13 protein-coding genes are annotated in these 15,173 nt (G+C 60.1%); 5 read left to right on the top strand and 8 right to left on the bottom strand.

Translation table 11 applies throughout. The annotated features are described in order from the left end of the window. Window positions 1–54: 54 nt before the first annotated feature. Window positions 55–1,035 carry a nitronate monooxygenase family protein gene (locus AA74_RS0104845; RefSeq protein WP_025911502.1) on the bottom strand — a complete coding sequence of 327 codons (981 nt, stop codon included), beginning with the start codon at window positions 1,033–1,035 and terminating at the stop codon, window positions 55–57. Window positions 1,036–1,169: 134 nt separating this feature from the next. On the opposite strand from AA74_RS0104845, the gene AA74_RS0104840 reads away from it, so the two are divergent. Beyond that, the gene (locus AA74_RS0104840; RefSeq protein WP_023292599.1) at window positions 1,170–2,054 is read left to right on the top strand and encodes a LysR family transcriptional regulator; all 885 of its coding nucleotides are present in this window, start codon (window positions 1,170–1,172) and stop codon (window positions 2,052–2,054) included. Here AA74_RS0104840 and AA74_RS0104835 read toward each other — a convergent pair. Continuing rightward, window positions 2,026–3,471, bottom strand: coding sequence for a PLP-dependent aminotransferase family protein (locus AA74_RS0104835; protein ID WP_025911498.1), 1,446 nt, complete (start codon window positions 3,469–3,471; stop codon window positions 2,026–2,028). The two genes, AA74_RS0104840 and AA74_RS0104835, sit on opposite strands and share 29 nt — an antisense overlap. A 96-nt stretch (window positions 3,472–3,567) precedes the next feature. Here AA74_RS0104835 and AA74_RS0104830 point away from each other — a divergent pair, with 96 nt between their 5' ends. After that, window positions 3,568–4,335 carry an arylamine N-acetyltransferase gene (locus tag AA74_RS0104830; protein ID WP_025911496.1) on the top strand — a complete coding sequence of 256 codons (768 nt, stop codon included), beginning with the start codon at window positions 3,568–3,570 and terminating at the stop codon, window positions 4,333–4,335. A gap of 18 nt (window positions 4,336–4,353) precedes the next feature. Here the strand turns inward: AA74_RS0104830 and AA74_RS0104825 are convergent, their stop codons facing one another. The 4 genes from AA74_RS0104825 to AA74_RS0104810 all read right to left on the bottom strand — a co-directional run bounded on the left by AA74_RS0104825 (window position 4,354) and on the right by AA74_RS0104810 (window position 10,543). After that, window positions 4,354–7,431: an efflux RND transporter permease subunit gene (locus AA74_RS0104825; protein WP_025911494.1), complete on the bottom strand. Its 3,078-nt coding sequence runs from the start codon at window positions 7,429–7,431 to the stop codon at window positions 4,354–4,356. After that, window positions 7,428–8,576, bottom strand: coding sequence for an efflux RND transporter periplasmic adaptor subunit (locus tag AA74_RS0104820; RefSeq protein WP_025911492.1), 1,149 nt, complete (start codon window positions 8,574–8,576; stop codon window positions 7,428–7,430). Before AA74_RS0104820 ends, AA74_RS0104825 begins: the two co-directional genes overlap by 4 nt. A 78-nt stretch (window positions 8,577–8,654) precedes the next feature. After that, window positions 8,655–9,851 carry a cell wall metabolism sensor histidine kinase WalK gene (locus AA74_RS0104815; protein ID WP_025911490.1) on the bottom strand — a complete coding sequence of 399 codons (1,197 nt, stop codon included), beginning with the start codon at window positions 9,849–9,851 and terminating at the stop codon, window positions 8,655–8,657. Beyond that, window positions 9,848–10,543: a response regulator gene (locus tag AA74_RS0104810; protein WP_025911487.1), complete on the bottom strand. Its 696-nt coding sequence runs from the start codon at window positions 10,541–10,543 to the stop codon at window positions 9,848–9,850. The genes AA74_RS0104815 and AA74_RS0104810 overlap by 4 nt, the downstream gene beginning before the upstream one ends. A gap of 124 nt (window positions 10,544–10,667) precedes the next feature. Between AA74_RS0104810 and AA74_RS0104805 the strand changes: the two genes are divergently transcribed. After that, the gene (locus AA74_RS0104805) at window positions 10,668–11,453 is read left to right on the top strand and encodes a MipA/OmpV family protein (RefSeq protein ID WP_025911486.1); all 786 of its coding nucleotides are present in this window, start codon (window positions 10,668–10,670) and stop codon (window positions 11,451–11,453) included. Window positions 11,454–11,490: 37 nt separating this feature from the next. Here the strand turns inward: AA74_RS0104805 and yajD are convergent, their stop codons facing one another. Next, window positions 11,491–11,838 carry an HNH nuclease YajD gene (gene yajD / locus AA74_RS0104800; protein ID WP_003857471.1) on the bottom strand — a complete coding sequence of 116 codons (348 nt, stop codon included), beginning with the start codon at window positions 11,836–11,838 and terminating at the stop codon, window positions 11,491–11,493. Window positions 11,839–12,016: 178 nt separating this feature from the next. Between yajD and AA74_RS0104795 the strand changes: the two genes are divergently transcribed. Continuing rightward, the gene (locus AA74_RS0104795) at window positions 12,017–13,042 is read left to right on the top strand and encodes an LLM class flavin-dependent oxidoreductase (protein WP_025911482.1); all 1,026 of its coding nucleotides are present in this window, start codon (window positions 12,017–12,019) and stop codon (window positions 13,040–13,042) included. A 25-nt stretch (window positions 13,043–13,067) separates the two neighbouring features. Next, window positions 13,068–14,015: a zinc-dependent alcohol dehydrogenase family protein gene (locus tag AA74_RS0104790; protein ID WP_025911480.1), complete on the top strand. Its 948-nt coding sequence runs from the start codon at window positions 13,068–13,070 to the stop codon at window positions 14,013–14,015. Window positions 14,016–14,018: 3 nt separating this feature from the next. On the opposite strand, the gene AA74_RS0104785 is transcribed toward AA74_RS0104790, so the two are convergent. Further along, complete coding sequence (locus AA74_RS0104785; RefSeq protein ID WP_025911478.1) at window positions 14,019–15,053, bottom strand: AI-2E family transporter; 1,035 nt, start codon at window positions 15,051–15,053, stop codon at window positions 14,019–14,021. Window positions 15,054–15,173: the final 120 nt, after the last annotated feature.

Here is a 15,173-nt window from a genome sequence, read left to right as displayed (position 1 = left end):
GACGGTTTGCGGACGCTGCTCCTGTGCAGCGTCCATAGCATCAGGGTTAAGGGCTTACTCAACCGTTAACGCATCGACAACCTCGGCCACGCTTTTCACGCTGCGGATATTCCCGATCCCCGTGCCGAGCGCGATATATCCTTCATCGGTATTATTTTCCAGCATGCCCAGGCGCAGGCCCCGTAATCCGCCCATCGCCTTGCCCAGCGCTTCGTTGCTTGCGCCCGCTTTATCCATCGCCGCCAGTTTTTCCGCCAGTTTGCCGGGAAGAGAACGATAGTAGTGGGGGATGGTACGGAAAAGCAGCAGGTCCAGACCGTTGGCGGCAACAATTTTCTCTTTGACCCCCTGCGGCACGCGGCTTTCTTCGGTACTGATAAAGACCGAACCGGCAAACACGCCTTCCGCCCCCAATGCATGCGCCGCTCTGGCGGTGCGATTATCGGTAATACCGCCCGCGGCCATCACCGGGACGTGCTTCACGGCGTCGGCAATCAGCGGCACGATGGAAAAGGTCCCCAGCGCCGTCGCGGGTAACGTCCCGCCTTCGTCAAAACCGGTGGCGACGATGATGTCAGCCCCCATTTCTTCAGCCAGAAGGGTATTTTCCGGCGTGGGATTGATGTCGCGGTAGATAATGGCGATACCTGCCTCTTTTAACTCATTGAACAGCGCGGGAATAATGCTGCCTTCCCCATAGCCCGTATACACCACGGCCCTGACGCCTTCCTCTTTTACCACCTTAAGAATTGGCCCGGTCCAGACGTCATTAACGGCGGTGGGGATCAAGTTCACGCCGAAGGGTTTTTCGGTCAGCCGTTTGGTTTTCCGAATTTCTTCCCGCATTTTTTCGGCGGTCTCTTCCGGCGTGGAGACCGCGGTATCGGCGGTTAAACCGGCGTTGGGGCCCAGCACGCCGAGTCCTCCGGCATTGCTGACCGCGGCCACTAAACGGGCATCAGTAAGCCAGGATAACGGTCCCTGAATAACGGGCTTTTCGATACCCAGGATCTGACAGATACGGTTATTTTTCATAGCAGACTCTCCCATACGTTTGAATGAGGGAGAGTGTAGAGAGGAAGATTGTTAGGAAAAATAGCCAAAAACATTCATCACTGTTATAAAATTAATAACAATCATTTTCTCCCGCTCGCGGCAAGACATCCCTTATGCAAATAAACCTCTTTGAATCTATTCGGATTTTTATTGAAATTGTCGACTCGGGGAGCCTTACCCAGGCGGCGGAAAATCTGCAGGTCCATCGCCCGGCAGTGACCAAAGCGCTGCAGCTTCTGGAACAACACAGCGGCACGCGGCTCCTGCAGCGCACCACGCGTCGGATTAGCCTGACGCCGGATGGGGAAGCCTTTTATCGCCGCAGTAAACCTCTGCTGGCGCAGGCGGACGAATTACTGGAGTCGTTTGGCGCCGATCGACCGATACACGGCCAGCTGCGTGTGGATATGCCCATCTCTTTTGCGGCGCTGCGGGTGATACCCAACCTGCCTGATTTTTATCGTCAGCATCCTGATATCGACATCATCCTGAGCAGCTCTGACCGCCGTCGGGATATGCTGCGGGACGGTCTGGACTGCGTGCTGCGGGTGGGCGAGCTGGACGACGGCGACTATATCGCGCGTAAAATCGGGAACATTAAAATCACGACCTGCGCCAGCCCGGCCTGGCTGGCTGAACACGGTACGCCAGAAACGCTGGAGGATTTACGCAAGCATCAGGCGATTAACTGGATTAACAACAGCAGCAGGCACGTTCAGCCGTGGACGTTTACCACGCCAGAGGGCGTTGCGGAGATCGCGCTACCCGGTAAGCTCGTGGTGGATAACTCCGAGGCCTACATCGCGGCAGGCCTGGCCGGGCTGGGGGTAATGCAGGGAATGAATCTCTTTCTCCAGCCTTACATTGACCGCGGCCTGCTGGTTGAGGTCCTGCCTGAATATCGTTCGCCGGACCGCAAACTGTCACTGCTCTACCCACATCGTCATCTCTCCCGCAAGGTACGGGTATTTACCGAATGGCTGGAGAGTCTGGTGTGAAAGCGGCCAGCTCATGGCATAGCGCACCAATCTGCTCCACGGCAGTGAGCAGGCGGGGCGTCGGTTCGTTTGCACAGTTTAGCCGCAGAAAGTGCGTGAGTTCTGCGCCAGGGGAAAACAGGGGGCCGGGGCTGACGCCAATACCCCGCGCCAGCGCGCGGCGATGCACCTCCAGCGCGTTGACCTGCGGAGGAAGTTCGACCCACAGCAGAAAGCCAGCTGCGGGGACGTTTACGCGGGTACCGGGGGGAAAACTGGCCTTGACCCGCGCCACGACGGCGGCGATTCCCTCTGCGATCCGCCGCTTTAGCCGCCGCAGGTGACGGTCGTAGTCGCCGTTTGCCAGCATCTCGCTCGTCGCGGCTTCCAGCAGCGGCGCGCCGGCCCAGTCTCCGGCCATGCGGGCCTGCAAGACCTGCGGGTAATAGCGTCCGGCGGCAATCCAGCCGATTCGCCACCCCGGTGCAAGCGTTTTAGACAGGGAGCTGCAGTAAATCACATTCCCGTTCTGGTCGAAGGCTTTGCAGGCCGGAGGACGTTGCCCGTCACCGACCAGGTCACCGTAAACGTCGTCCTCAATCAGAGGAATACCGGCTTCTTCAAGCAGAGCAACCAGTTCCTGCTTGCGCGCGACGGGCATGCTGGCACCCAATGGGTTTTGCACGGTGGGCGAGGCCAGGACGGCCGCGGGACGGTGGCAGCGGATGGCGTCAGCCAGCGGTTCCAGTAACAGACCTTCAGCAGGATCGGTGGGGATTTCTAACGCCTTCAGGCCTAAATCCTCCAGCAGCAGGAGCGTGCCAAAGTAGGCGGGCTGCTCCACCGCCACCACATCACCTGGCTGACACACGGCCCGCAGGGCCAGGCGCAGCGCCTGCGTCGCGCCTGCGGTAATAATCAGATCGTCCGCGCCGAAGCGGGCTCCCCACTGCGCAGCACGCGCCGCAATCTTGCTTCGTAAATCACGCCTTCCCGGCGGCAGGCTGTAGCTCTGCCCATGCGCGTCCAGACGACGGCCCACGGAGTGTAACGCCCGCTGTAGCGCCTCCCCGGGCAGCCACGCGGGATCGGGCAGGGCGGCGCCCAGCGGGACCAGGCGGGCTTCTGCGCTGCTGAACAGCGAGCGGGCCACGGCGGACATAGTCACGGGCACCGGGCCCGGCGTGGAACGCGCGGGCTCTACGCGCGGAGGGAGGCTGATCTGGCGGATGTAATAACCTGAACGCGGTCGCGCAACGATCAGCCCTTCAGCCTCAAGGCAGCGAAGGGCCTCCAGCGCCGTCGGAAGGCTCACGTGCTCGCGTTCGGCCAGTTTACGCGCGGAGATCATCCGGTCACCGACTCGCAATGCGCCTGAAGAGAGCGTGAGGCGCAGACGCTCAGCAATCCGGCGATAGTGTGGGGAGGGGGCAGACATGGGTATCTGTTCAGGCTAATTTTCGATAAAACTGACTATACAGCCAATGATGTGCGCCATCTATAGTGTCCGGCATGTTCAGGACAAGGAGGCATTATGCACAGCGATAATTTCGACATTTCCTCGTATTTCAAACGCATAAACTACACCGGACCGGCGGCGGCCGATACGACCACCCTGCATGCGCTGATGCGTCATCAGCTCTTTTCCGTTCCCTTTGAAAATCTGGACGTGCAGGCGGGGAAAATTGTCTCGCTGGCACCAGACGACATTGCCGAGAAGGTGTTAAAGAAAGGGCGCGGCGGGTACTGCTATGAGGTTAACGGGCTTTTTGCCATGGCGCTGGAAGCACTTGGCATTCCTTACCGTTTCGTGGCGGCGCGCCCGATGTTCTACCCCGCGCGGCGTCCGAAAACCCATATGGCGCTCATCGCCGAGGTGGAGAGCCGCCAGTGGCTTTGCGATCTCGGCTTCGGCAGCTACGGCATCCGCGCGCCAATGGCGCTGGACACGCTTGACGTGGAAATCACCCAGGATTTCGACAGGTTTCGCCTGAGCCGCAGCGCGGAGGGCGAGTATTTGCTTGAGGCGAAGGTGGAAGGCGAATGGGCCCGACAATACGGCTTCGATCTCACGCCTCAGGAGTGGATTGATTTTGTCCCGGCCAACTACCTGAACTCCACGCATCCTGAGGCTATTTTTGTGCAGAAGCGGGTGGTGGTGCAGCACAGCCCGGAAGGGCGCCAGATTTTGCTGGGCGATATGCTGAAAACCATCACGGCGAACGGCACTGAAACGCGGCAGCTGGCGGAGGAGGACATCCGCCATGTCCTGAAAGACCGTTTTGCGCTGACCGCCGCGTAATCGGAGAAAGATGGGGACTCAGCCCGGCCCGTCGGCTGCGGCTTTGCGCTGAGCCCCCCACTGTAACAGCAGGCTAAACGACGCGGGTAACACGGTCAGCGTCACCAGCGTCGCAGCCAGCAGCCCGCCGATGATGGCATAGGCCATTGGGCCCCAGAAGACCTGGTGAGAGATGGGGATCATCCCCAGAATGGCGGCACAGGCGGTCAGACAGATGGGTCTGGCCCGGTGCTCCGCGGCCGCCATAATCGCGGCATTATTTGCCATCCCCTGAGCAAGATTGCTGTCAACCTCGCTAATCAATATCACCGCGTTACGCGCGATCATCCCCGCCAGGGCGATGACGCCCAGCAGCGCGACAAACCCCATCGGCGTGCCGCCGGGAAGCATAGCCAGCACGATCCCCGGTAAACCAAACGGGGCCATCAGGAGCGCCAGCAGCATCCGGGAATATCGCCGCAGCTGAAGCATCAGCAGCAACAGCATGATGACCAGCGTGACCGGAAGAACGGTAAAGACGGAGCTGTTCCCCTTATCCGATTCGGCAACCGCGCCGCCTTCTTCAATGCTGTAACCTGCGGGCAGGCTCGCGCGCAGTTTATCGACCGCCGGACGCAGCGCGGCGGATACCGCTTCAGCCCTCAGCCCCGGGGCGAGGTCGGTTTGCACCGTGATAAAGGGCACGCGCTGGCGGCGCCAGATGACCGGATCGTCCACGCCCCAGACCGGCGTTGCGACGGCGCTGAGCGGAATTTTTTTACCGTCATTCCCCTGAATCGTGAGTGAGGAGAGGGTGGCGGTGCTCTGGCGCGCGCTGTCCTCGGCCCTGAGCACCACGTCGACAAGGCGGTCATTATCTCTGATGGACGTGACAACGCTGCCGGACCAGACGGTATTGAGCGTGCGGGCGAGGCTTTCTGACGATATTCCCGCCGCTCTGGCCGCCGTCTGATTCACCTTAAGGGTGATGACCCTCTCCGGCTCTCCGGCCGTCTGGTTAACGTCGCGTGAGAACGGGGAGCGGCCAATCGCGTCCGTGAGACGGTGCGCAAGCGCCCGGACCTGCAGATAATCCGGCCCGCTCACCCGGTATTTGATGGGCCAGCCGACGGGAGGCCCCAGCTCAAGGGGCGACACGCGGGTGATGATGTCGCTAAATTGCGTCGCCAGGATCGTGTTGAGCTGTGCGTGCAGACGATCCCGCGCCGCAAGATCCTTCGCGACCACAACCATCTGGGCGATATTTTCATTTTCCAGCAGCACGTCCATCGGCAGGTAAAAACGGATGGCGCCTGAGCCAACGTACGTCGAAAAGCGATCGATATTGCTGTTGTCGGCCAGCGCTTTTTCCAGCTTTTCCACCTCTCTGAGCGTTTCCGGCTGCGACGCGTTGGCCGGAAGCGTCAGGCTGACCAGCAACTCGGGCCGGTCCGAGGCGGGGAAAAACTCGCCCTGCATAAACGTCGTGCCGTACGCTGACAGCCCCAGCGCGGCAAGCGCAATCAGTACGGTAGCGAGCCGGTGGCGGAGCGCCAGGCGTAAAAGCCGTCCATACCCGCGCGCGATCCGTCCCGGTCCTGCCGCGTGATGTCTGACTTTTTCCGGCAGCAGCCACGTGCCCGTTAGCGGCGAAAACAGGATCGCGACGGCCCAGGAGCAGAGCAGGGCGATGAGCACCACCGCAAACAGAGAGAAGCAGTATTCGCCGGCGCTGGAGGCCGCAAAACCAACGGGAATAAAACCGGCAATCATGACCAGAGTACCGGTGAGCATCGGGAAGGCCGTCGTTTTGAATGCATAGGTGGCCGCGTGTCGACGGGAATCCCCCGCTTCCAGTCGGGAGACCATCGTTTCGACGGCGATCATGGCGTCATCCACCAGCAGGCCCAGGGCAATGATCAGCGCCCCGAGCGAGATACGCTGAAGGCCAATACCGGCGAGCATCATGCCGACAAACGTCATGGCAAGCACCAGCGGAATGGCCGTCGCCACCACCAGTCCGGCCCGCAAACCCAGCGAGACAAATGAAACCGCCAGCACGATAACAACGGCTTCGATAAGTACCCGGATAAACCCGCTTACCGCTTCACTCACCACCGCTGACTGATCGGCGACTTTCACCATCTCAATACCGTGCGGCAGCCCGGCGCTGAGGGCCGCCATTTTTGCGTTCAGCGCAGCACCGAAACGCAGCATGTTGCCTGTCGGCGCCATCGACACCGCCAGCCCGATAGCCGGTTTGCCGTTCACCCGGTAGGCCGGGGCCGGTGGCTCGGCGATTTCCCGGGTGACGGTGGCAATGTCGGTCAGCGGAATATAGCGATTGTTAACGTGCAGCGTGACGGCGCGCAAACTCTCTTCGGTGGTGAGCGCCCCGCTGACCTTTATCGCCATGTTCTCCTGCCCGGTACGCATCGTTCCTGCCGGGACAACGGCGTTTTGCGCCCGGAGGGCGTCGGCAACGTCCTGAATATCCAGCCCCATCCCGGCCAGGCGCGCCGGAGAAAAGGCGAGAACCCACTGCTCCTGCTGTTCGCCCAGCAGGGTGGTTTTGCCCATATCCGGCAGGGACATGAGCTCGCGCCGTATTGTCTCTGCGCGATCCCGCACCTCCCGCAGGGTGAAGCCTTCGGGAATAAAGGCGTAAATTGTGCCGAACGTGTCGTCAAACTCGTCATCCACGGCAGGACCCTGCACCCCTTCGGGCAGGGACGGCGCGATGTCCTGCATTTTTTTGCGAACCTGATACCAGATATTGGGCACGCGTTGCGGGGGCGTATCGTCACGGAGGTTGACGTGGATAACGGTGCGTCCGGCACGGGTTTCACTTTCGAGATAGTCCAGCCAGGGCGTTTCCTGCAGCTTTTTTTCAAGCGTATCGGTCAGCAGGCGGGTGGTATCCGTCACGGAGGCTCCCGGCCACTGTGCGGAGACGACGGCCGTTTTAATGGTGAATGCCGGATCTTCGTTACGCGGCAGCTTCTCATAGCAGAACACGCCCATCGCAATCACCAGCAGCATGAAAAAGCTGACCATCTGCTGGTTCTTCAGCGCCCAGGCGGAGAGGTTAAATTGGGCTTCCGATCCTGTGTTCATGGCTGAACCTCTCCGGCCATCACCGGCTCGCCGGGTCGTAATGTGCTCACGCCCGCCGTAATCACCCTGTCGCCGGGCTCAAGGCCGGAGGCAATCATGACGGAGGTGGCTGTATAGCCGACGGGCACCACCACGCGCAGCTGTGTCCGCGACTGCGGGGTAATCACAAAAACCGCCGGTTTGTCGCCGGCTCGGGTCAGCGCCGACGCGGGAAGCGCGTACCCGTGCGGGGCGGCGGAGGGCAACGTCACGGTGACGCTGGCGCCCAGCGCCATGGCCTCCGGCGGGTTTTGCAGGGTGGCTCTGACGCGCCACGTGCGGGTCTGAGGATCGGCCTGCGGGGTGATATCCCGCAGTGCGGCAGACGCCTGCACCGACGGGTCGCCGAGAAGGGAAACCCGCAACACCGCTTTATCCAGAGGCGGGATCGCATCGGGCGCGGCAATATCAAACGCCACGTCGCGAGCTTCCCCGGTCGCCAGCGTCAGAACGGACTGGCCGTCGCTGACAACCTGTCCCGCAGAGGCGCTCACGGCCGTGATGACGCCCGCTTGCGGAGCGATCAGGCGCGTCCAGCCGAGACTTTCGCGGGCATTTCGCCATGCGGCCTCGCTGCTTTTTAAGCGCGCGCGGGCGACAAGCCAGTCAGCCCGGGCGCTGTCGAGCTGCGTGCGGGCTATCGCGCCCGTTGGCATAAGCTTTTGCATGCGACTGACGTTAAGCGCGGCGACCTGGGCAGAGGCTTTGGCGCCTTCATAGTCGGCCGCGGCGCTGTCCAGCTGGTTTTGCCCGGTCGTATTATCAAGCGTGGCCAGCAGCTGTCCGGCAGTGACCCGGTCGCCAATATCAACGCTACGCGTCAGTATCCGGCCTCCGGTGCGAAAGCTCAGGGTCGTTTCATCGTGGGCATGGATCTCACCGGTTCTTTCCAGCGCGGGAAGGGATTGTGCGGAGCCAACGACGACGTAGCGTACCTTACGCACTGGATCAGGTTTGTTTTCGTGTTTATCACCGCAGCCGGTCAGCGGAAAAATCGCCAGCGCAAGCAGGGCCAGGGGAAGAAAATGCAGCCAGGAAAGGGTGCGCGCCACGCCGTACAAATGATGCAGGCAGTGGCGGAGGGAGAGAAAAAATTCGTCTGACATAACGCCGCTCCATAAAGGGAATGGCGTTATTAAATGCGCGCTACGTCGAGAAAGATTCGATGTTCTGTCAAGGCTTTATCAAGAGGGGAGATTTTCATTATCGGACGGATGCCAGGGCAACAAAATGCGCACCACAAGGCCGCCGGTTTCCGGTAATGACGCGCTAATCTCACCCCCATGCGCCTCGCAAATCGCGCGGGCGATGGACAAACCGAGGCCGCTGCCGCCGGAATGCCGCGCGCGGGATTGCTCCTCGCGGCTAAAGCGTTTAAACATTTCCGGTAAGAACTGGGGCGACACGCCCGGCCCGTCATCGGTGAATTCGAGGATGTAATGCCCGCTGGCGTAATGCAGCGCCACCTCAAGGTGGCCGCCTTCGCGTCCGTAACGTAGCGCATTTTCCATGAGGATAGTAACGACCTGCCCCATACGGAACGCATCGCCCCGGAAGGGGCTGGTGTGCGGGTTACGCAGCGTTATCCTGAAATGATGCGCATCCGCCTGGGGCATGATCCAGGCAGCCCGCTCCTGAATCAGCTCATCCAGACAGAACGGCTGGTCCTCCAGCACAAGGTTACCCGCGTCGGCCAAAGAGAGAAGGTGGAGCTCGTCGGTGAGGCGGTTGAGGTGCTGGAGCTGTTTCATCACCATGCCCAGCTGCGCCGGGCTGGCATCAAACACGCCGTCTAACATGCCCTGCAGACGCCCGATGGCGGCCGTCAGGGGCGAGCGCAGCTCGTGCGCCATCGCGACGTGCGAGGCGCGGAGCTCTTTCTCATAGCGGGCCAGTTGCCCCGTCATGGAGTTAAAGTCCGCCGCAAAGCTGACCATTTCTGCCGGTGCATCCTTGATGAGCTCTGCCTGACGGCCAAACTGCCCTTCGGCGACATCCTTTGCCGCATCGCGAAGGCGGCTGAACTGCAGCGCCAGCGGGCGGGCGTGTTTGAGCCCCATCACCACAATAAACGGGATCATCACCAGCACCAGCAGGGCCACCGTGACCCAGTCCGCTGAGGCGATGGACGGCGTGGAATAGCTCAGGCCCCACCAGGTATCCACAATCGTGTGGAAGCGGGCCGGATTGGCCTGCGGGTTCTGGCTGAGCGTAAGAAACTCCTGCCGGACTGCCGGCGGCATCCTGCCCATGATCCAGTAGTTCTGTACCGCATAGCGCAGCCACATGCAGGTGGCAATGACGATCACGCTGCCGATAGCCAGCGCCAGGATGCGCGCGCAAATCCAGCGCCACAGAGAGGCGTGCCGGTTTTTTATCATGGCTGTCTGAACCTGTAACCCACGCCGCGCACGTTGATCAGCACGCCGGAAATACCCACAGCTTCGAGTTTTTTACGCAGGTTATAAATATGGGTGTCGACAACGCGCTCCAGCGCCTCGCTTTCTGGCAAACAGTGTTCCAGCAAATACTGGCGGGAAAACGGGTGCGCAGGCGAGCGCAGCAGCGTTGCCAGAAGCGAGAACTCCGTTGGCGTAAGATCGAGCATCACAGGCGCGTCGTCGCCGTTGTCCACGCTTGCCACAATGGCGGCAACATCCACCGCCAGCGTTTGCCAGCGAAGGATCTTTTCCTCTGTCTCTTTTTTACTGCTGCGCCGCAGCACCGCCTGCACCCGCGCCACCACTTCGCCCGGATGATAAGGCTTCACCACGTAATCATCGGCACCGTAACGCAGGGCACCAATGCGATCGGGAGTATCCCCCATGGCCGTGACCATGATCACCGGCACATCGCTTTTACGACGTAGGCCCGCCAGCACCTCGGTGCCGTTAAGTCCCGGCAGCATCACGTCCAGCAGGATGAGGTCGGGCTTCCACCGCTGCGCCATATCCAGCCCGGAAAGACCGTCTCCGGTAATGGTCACGTCGTAATTTTCACGCCGTAAATAGGCTTCGAGCACGCCAGCCGCGTCGGCGTCATCTTCAATAATCAGCACTCTTCTGGATAACATCCGTTCACCTTGACCATTTCTTAACACTATCCCGACGATTCATTGATTCAGCCAAATCATACTGCGCCAACATTGTGTGGCTGTTCCTGTCTCAGGAGACGCCAGCGTCTGTAAGGAGAGCAGTATGATAGCGATAAAAAAAGTCCTGTATATGTCCGTCCCGCTTCTGATGGTCGTGGCATCCGCCGCGCAGGCGGATGATGACACCGCGTCTGATTCCTTAACCGTCGGGCTGGGAGGGCAATATGCCCCGCGTTACTCAGGCTCAGACAAGCAGGTGTGGCAGGTGGTTCCTGTGCTGCAGGGACGCAAAGGCGCTTTCTTTGTTGATGCACAAAAAGGGGTGGGATATGACCTGCAAAACGACAGCGGCTGGTATTTCGAACACACGCTGGGCTACGACCCCGGAAGGGCTGATAAAAATTCTGGCTGGCGCGAGGGGGCAAACAACCTGAAAGGGATGGGGGATATTGATGCCACCCTGAATACCGGCCTTGCCGTGGGCTGGCAGGCTGCGCAATGGCTGAGCATGGAAGGCAAAGCGACGCTGCCGTTAACCGACAGTCAGGGGACAAGCTATCAGGCCTCCGTTACGCTGATCCCGGTACAAAATAACCGGGACACGATAGCCTTTCAGTCTGCGGCCCTGTTTGGCGACAGCCGTTATCTGAATACCTGGTATGGGGTCAGCGAGCAGCAGAGCCGCCGCACCGGCTATCGCCGCTATGCTGCGCCGGGTGGATTTTACGGCGTCGACACCAGCCTGACCTGGAGCCATCAGTTCGATGCTCACTGGGGAACGGTCCTCAGCGCGGACTATACCTGGCTTGGCGACCATGCCAATGATAGCCCGATTGTGATGCGGCGCAATGAGGGGTCTGCAACCGCCGCAATCACCTGGACATTCTAAATTCGCGGATCATGATGTGAGCGAGGGGGCGAGAGGATTACTTCTTCTTATCCATCATCGCCTTTAAATCGGCAAACGGGTTAAACGTGGCGACGCCCACGTCTTTTTGCGCGTCTTCCCCGGCCACCACGGTGGTGCCGTACTGATCCGCTTCGGTGTATTTCGAATGCTCATGATCGTGGCAAAACAGGCACAACAGCTCCCAGTTGCTGCCATCTTCCGGGTTGTTGGTATGGTCGTGATCGATATGGTGAACCGTGAGTTCACGCAGATTGGAATAGACAAACTCGCGCGAGCAGCGTCCACACACCCAGGGATAAATTTTTAATGCTTTTTCGCGATAGCCGCTTTCCAGCCGCGCGTAGTTTTTGGGGATCAAAGCCATTGCCGGTTTTACCTGCCATGAAAAGAGTGGGGAAGAGTATATCCCATAACGTTGCGTCGTGACGAACCCGTCAGTTATGTCAATTTATTTGAACCATTCCGTTAAATAAACGGCATTTATTCTTACCGGGTAATGCGTAAAGTGGACAGAACGCAACGTATTATCAGGACACAGGGTTATGAAAAAGATCGGATTTTTATCCTTTGGTCACTGGACGCCTTCACCGCAGTCCGGCACGCGCTCGGCGGCCGATACGCTGCTGCAGTCCATCGATTTAGCCGTGGCGGCTGAAGAGCTGGGGGCAGACGGCGCGTATTTCCGCGTGCACCACTTCGCCCGACAGCTTAGCTCGCCGTTCCCTCTGCTGGCCGCTATAGGGGCAAAAACAAAAACCATCGAAATTGGCACCGGCGTAATCGACATGCGCTATGAAAATCCGATGTACATGGCCGAAGATGCGGGCGCGGCGGATCTGATTTCCGGCGGTCGCCTGCAGCTGGGCATCAGCCGGGGCTCACCGGAGCAGGTTATTGATGGCTGGCGGCATTTCGGCTATGTCCCGCAGGAAGGGGAAAACGAGTCGGATATGGCGCGTCGTCATACCGAGGTGCTGCTTGATGTGCTGCGCGGGGAAGGGTTTGCAAAACCGAACCCGCAGCCAATGTTCCCGAATCCTCCGGGGCTGCTGCGCCTGGAGCCGTATTCTGAAGGGCTGCGCGAGCGTATCTGGTGGGGCGCCGGTTCAAATGCGACGGCCGTATGGGCCGCAAAGCTGGGAATGAACCTGCAAAGCTCAACCCTGAAGGACGATGAAACCGGTGAGCCGTTCCATATTCAGCAGGCAAAACAGATCCGCGCGTACCGTCAGGCCTGGAAAGAGGCAGGGCACACGCGCGAGCCGCGGGTGTCGGTCAGCCGCAGTATTTTTGCGCTGATGGACGACCGCGACCGGATGTATTTCGGTGCCAGCCGCAACGACAGCGATAGCGTGGGTTATCTTGATGAGAAAACGCGCGCCATCTTCGGGCGCAGCTATGCCGCGGAGCCGGACAAGCTGGTAGAACAGCTGAAAAAGGACGAGGCGATTGCCGAGGCGGATACGCTCTTACTGACCGTACCGAACCAGCTGGGGGTGGATTATAATGCGCACGTGATTGAGTCTATTCTCAAACATGTCGCACCGGCAATGGGCTGGCGCGAGTAGTTCCTCTATCAGCCTTGAGATCGTAATGGAAAACCTGGCCCTCTGGTATCGCCGGTTTGGCGAGCCAGACTCTGTTCTGCAACCTGAAAACGCGCCGCTGGGCGCGCTTGCGCCCGGACAGCTCCGCGTGCGGATGCTGTTTTCTCCGGTCAACGCGTCCGATCTTATCCCCATCACCGGCGCCTATCGCCACCGAACCCCGTTACCCGCCGTCGCGGGATATGAAGGTGTCGGGGTTGTCACCGGGGCGCCCGCCTCGTTTAAGCATCTGGTGGGTAAGCGCGTCCTGCCGCTGCGCAGTCAGGGCACCTGGCAGCGCTATGTGGACTGCCCGGCAGAGTATGCGATACCCGTTCCGGACGCTGTCGACTCGCGCCTGGCCGCGCGGGCCTACATCAACCCGCTGGCGGCGCAGATGATGCTGACCCGCTACCCGCCGCGCGGAAAGCGGGTCTTGCTCACGGCTGCGGGATCCGATTGCGCCATCCTGCTGGGGCAGTGGGCGCGTCAGGCGGGGGCGGAAGCGGTGTACGGCATTCACCGTTCCGCCGTGCATGCTGAACGGCTGGAGGCGATGGGGATCGCGCCTGTCGCGCAGCATGACGCGCACAGAATCGGCACCGTCGCCGCACGCAGCGATATCGTCTACGATGCCACCGGCGGGCCGCTTGCGGAAGCGATCCTCAGCGTGATGCCCGAGCCGGGCATGTTTGTTTGCTACGGGCTGCTGTCCGGGCAAGCCTTCACACAGCGGCGGCCTGCGCCGCGCGTGGCGTGGTTCCATATCCGAAACGGTCTGGATGCGCTTAGCGTTGAGGCGTGGCGCGCGGAGTTCGATCGCATCTGGCTGAGGTTGCCCGACAGTGAGTACAGCGACGTTACGGTGTACCCGCTGGCGGAGTGGCGAAGGGCGCTCAGTGCCTATCGTGAAGGTGGAAGGACCCGCAAGCCCCTCCTGTCGATGGCGGAATGACGGCTATTTATGACCCATATCGCTCAGCAGCACGGCGATACTTTGCCCGCCCGCCGTCTGCTCCAGACCAATCTTGACGATGATGGTGAGCGGAACGGAGAGCAGCATCCCAACGGGCCCGAGCAGCCAGCCCCAGAATATCAGGGACAAAAAGACCACCAGCGTGGAGAGCCCCAGGCCCCGGCCCATCATGCGCGGTTCCAGTATGTTACCGAACACCAGATTGATGACCAGGTATCCGGCCAGCAGGATCAGCGCGTCATAAAGCCCGCTGAAAACCAGCACCTGAAGGATAGGGGGGATCGCCGCCAGCACGGAGCCGATGTTGGGAATGTAGTTAAGCGCAAACGCCAGTAACCCCCAGACGAACGCAAAACGGACGTCCAGCGCCAGAAGCATCACCCAGACGACAAGGCCCGTCACCAGGCTAATGGCGGTTTTCAGCACCAGATAGCGGGAGACGCTGTCCAGCGCGCGTTGAATCGCCCCCATTCCTTCAACCGGACGGACCATGATCTGCTGCAGCTTTGCCGGCAGCTGGGGCACCTCCAGCAGCATGAACACCACCGTTAAGAACAGCAGGAAAATGGAGGTCATGGCGTTGGAAAGCTGCGTCAGCAGGCTGGTGACGATCGTCATCGCCGCATTGGGGTCGATATATTTCAGGAGTTCCTCAACCGAGACTTCGATCCCCGCGCGCTGCAGCCAGGGCTCCAGCTGCAGCAGGGGGATCGCCAGCGAAGAGCGATATTTCGGCAGCGTTCGCGCCAGTTCATTGAGCGAGGTCCCCAGATAAGCGACCAGCAGCACCATCGCCACAATAATGATGCTGATAAGCAGCGTGATGGCCAGCACGCGTGGGATGCGAAGCCGCGTCATGCGCTGCACCAGCGGGTTGAGGATCACCGCAATAAACAGGGCCAGAATAAAGGGCACAATAATGTCGGCGGCAAAGCGCACGCCTGTCAATATGATCACCAGCATGCCCAGCATGATGACAATTTTTAACCCGTTCAGGGTAATGATGGGTTTAGCCATGGTGACTCCGCAATTTTCGTTATTTTTATAATAAAGGTGAAAGGCGTTGCAATAAACTAACCAAAATCAAACGGGGTGGGTAAAGAATTGCAAAGACTTTGAGTAAAATCCTGGCTTATG

The organism is Enterobacter sp. 5-4, assembly GCF_000612205.1.
In the GTDB taxonomy this organism is placed as follows: Bacteria; Pseudomonadota; Gammaproteobacteria; order Enterobacterales; family Enterobacteriaceae; genus Enterobacter; species Enterobacter roggenkampii.
This window is presented reverse-complemented; position numbering and strand designations above follow the sequence as displayed.

What these genes read in the sequence shown, in the direction of transcription:
- AA74_RS0104845 (WP_025911502.1), bottom strand. Translation starts at nt 1,035, where the DNA reads ATGAAAAATAACCGTATCTGTCAGATCCTGGGTATCGAAAAGCCCGTT.
- AA74_RS0104840 (WP_023292599.1), top strand. Translation starts at nt 1,170, where the DNA reads ATGCAAATAAACCTCTTTGAATCTATTCGGATTTTTATTGAAATTGTC.
- AA74_RS0104835 (WP_025911498.1), bottom strand. Translation starts at nt 3,471, where the DNA reads ATGTCTGCCCCCTCCCCACACTATCGCCGGATTGCTGAGCGTCTGCGC.
- AA74_RS0104830 (WP_025911496.1), top strand. Translation starts at nt 3,568, where the DNA reads ATGCACAGCGATAATTTCGACATTTCCTCGTATTTCAAACGCATAAAC.
- AA74_RS0104825 (WP_025911494.1), bottom strand. Translation starts at nt 7,431, where the DNA reads ATGAACACAGGATCGGAAGCCCAATTTAACCTCTCCGCCTGGGCGCTG.
- AA74_RS0104820 (WP_025911492.1), bottom strand. Translation starts at nt 8,576, where the DNA reads ATGTCAGACGAATTTTTTCTCTCCCTCCGCCACTGCCTGCATCATTTG.
- AA74_RS0104815 (WP_025911490.1), bottom strand. Translation starts at nt 9,851, where the DNA reads ATGATAAAAAACCGGCACGCCTCTCTGTGGCGCTGGATTTGCGCGCGC.
- AA74_RS0104810 (WP_025911487.1), bottom strand. Translation starts at nt 10,543, where the DNA reads ATGTTATCCAGAAGAGTGCTGATTATTGAAGATGACGCCGACGCGGCT.
- AA74_RS0104805 (WP_025911486.1), top strand. Translation starts at nt 10,668, where the DNA reads ATGATAGCGATAAAAAAAGTCCTGTATATGTCCGTCCCGCTTCTGATG.
- yajD (WP_003857471.1), bottom strand. Translation starts at nt 11,838, where the DNA reads ATGGCTTTGATCCCCAAAAACTACGCGCGGCTGGAAAGCGGCTATCGC.
- AA74_RS0104795 (WP_025911482.1), top strand. Translation starts at nt 12,017, where the DNA reads ATGAAAAAGATCGGATTTTTATCCTTTGGTCACTGGACGCCTTCACCG.
- AA74_RS0104790 (WP_025911480.1), top strand. Translation starts at nt 13,068, where the DNA reads ATGGAAAACCTGGCCCTCTGGTATCGCCGGTTTGGCGAGCCAGACTCT.
- AA74_RS0104785 (WP_025911478.1), bottom strand. Translation starts at nt 15,053, where the DNA reads ATGGCTAAACCCATCATTACCCTGAACGGGTTAAAAATTGTCATCATG.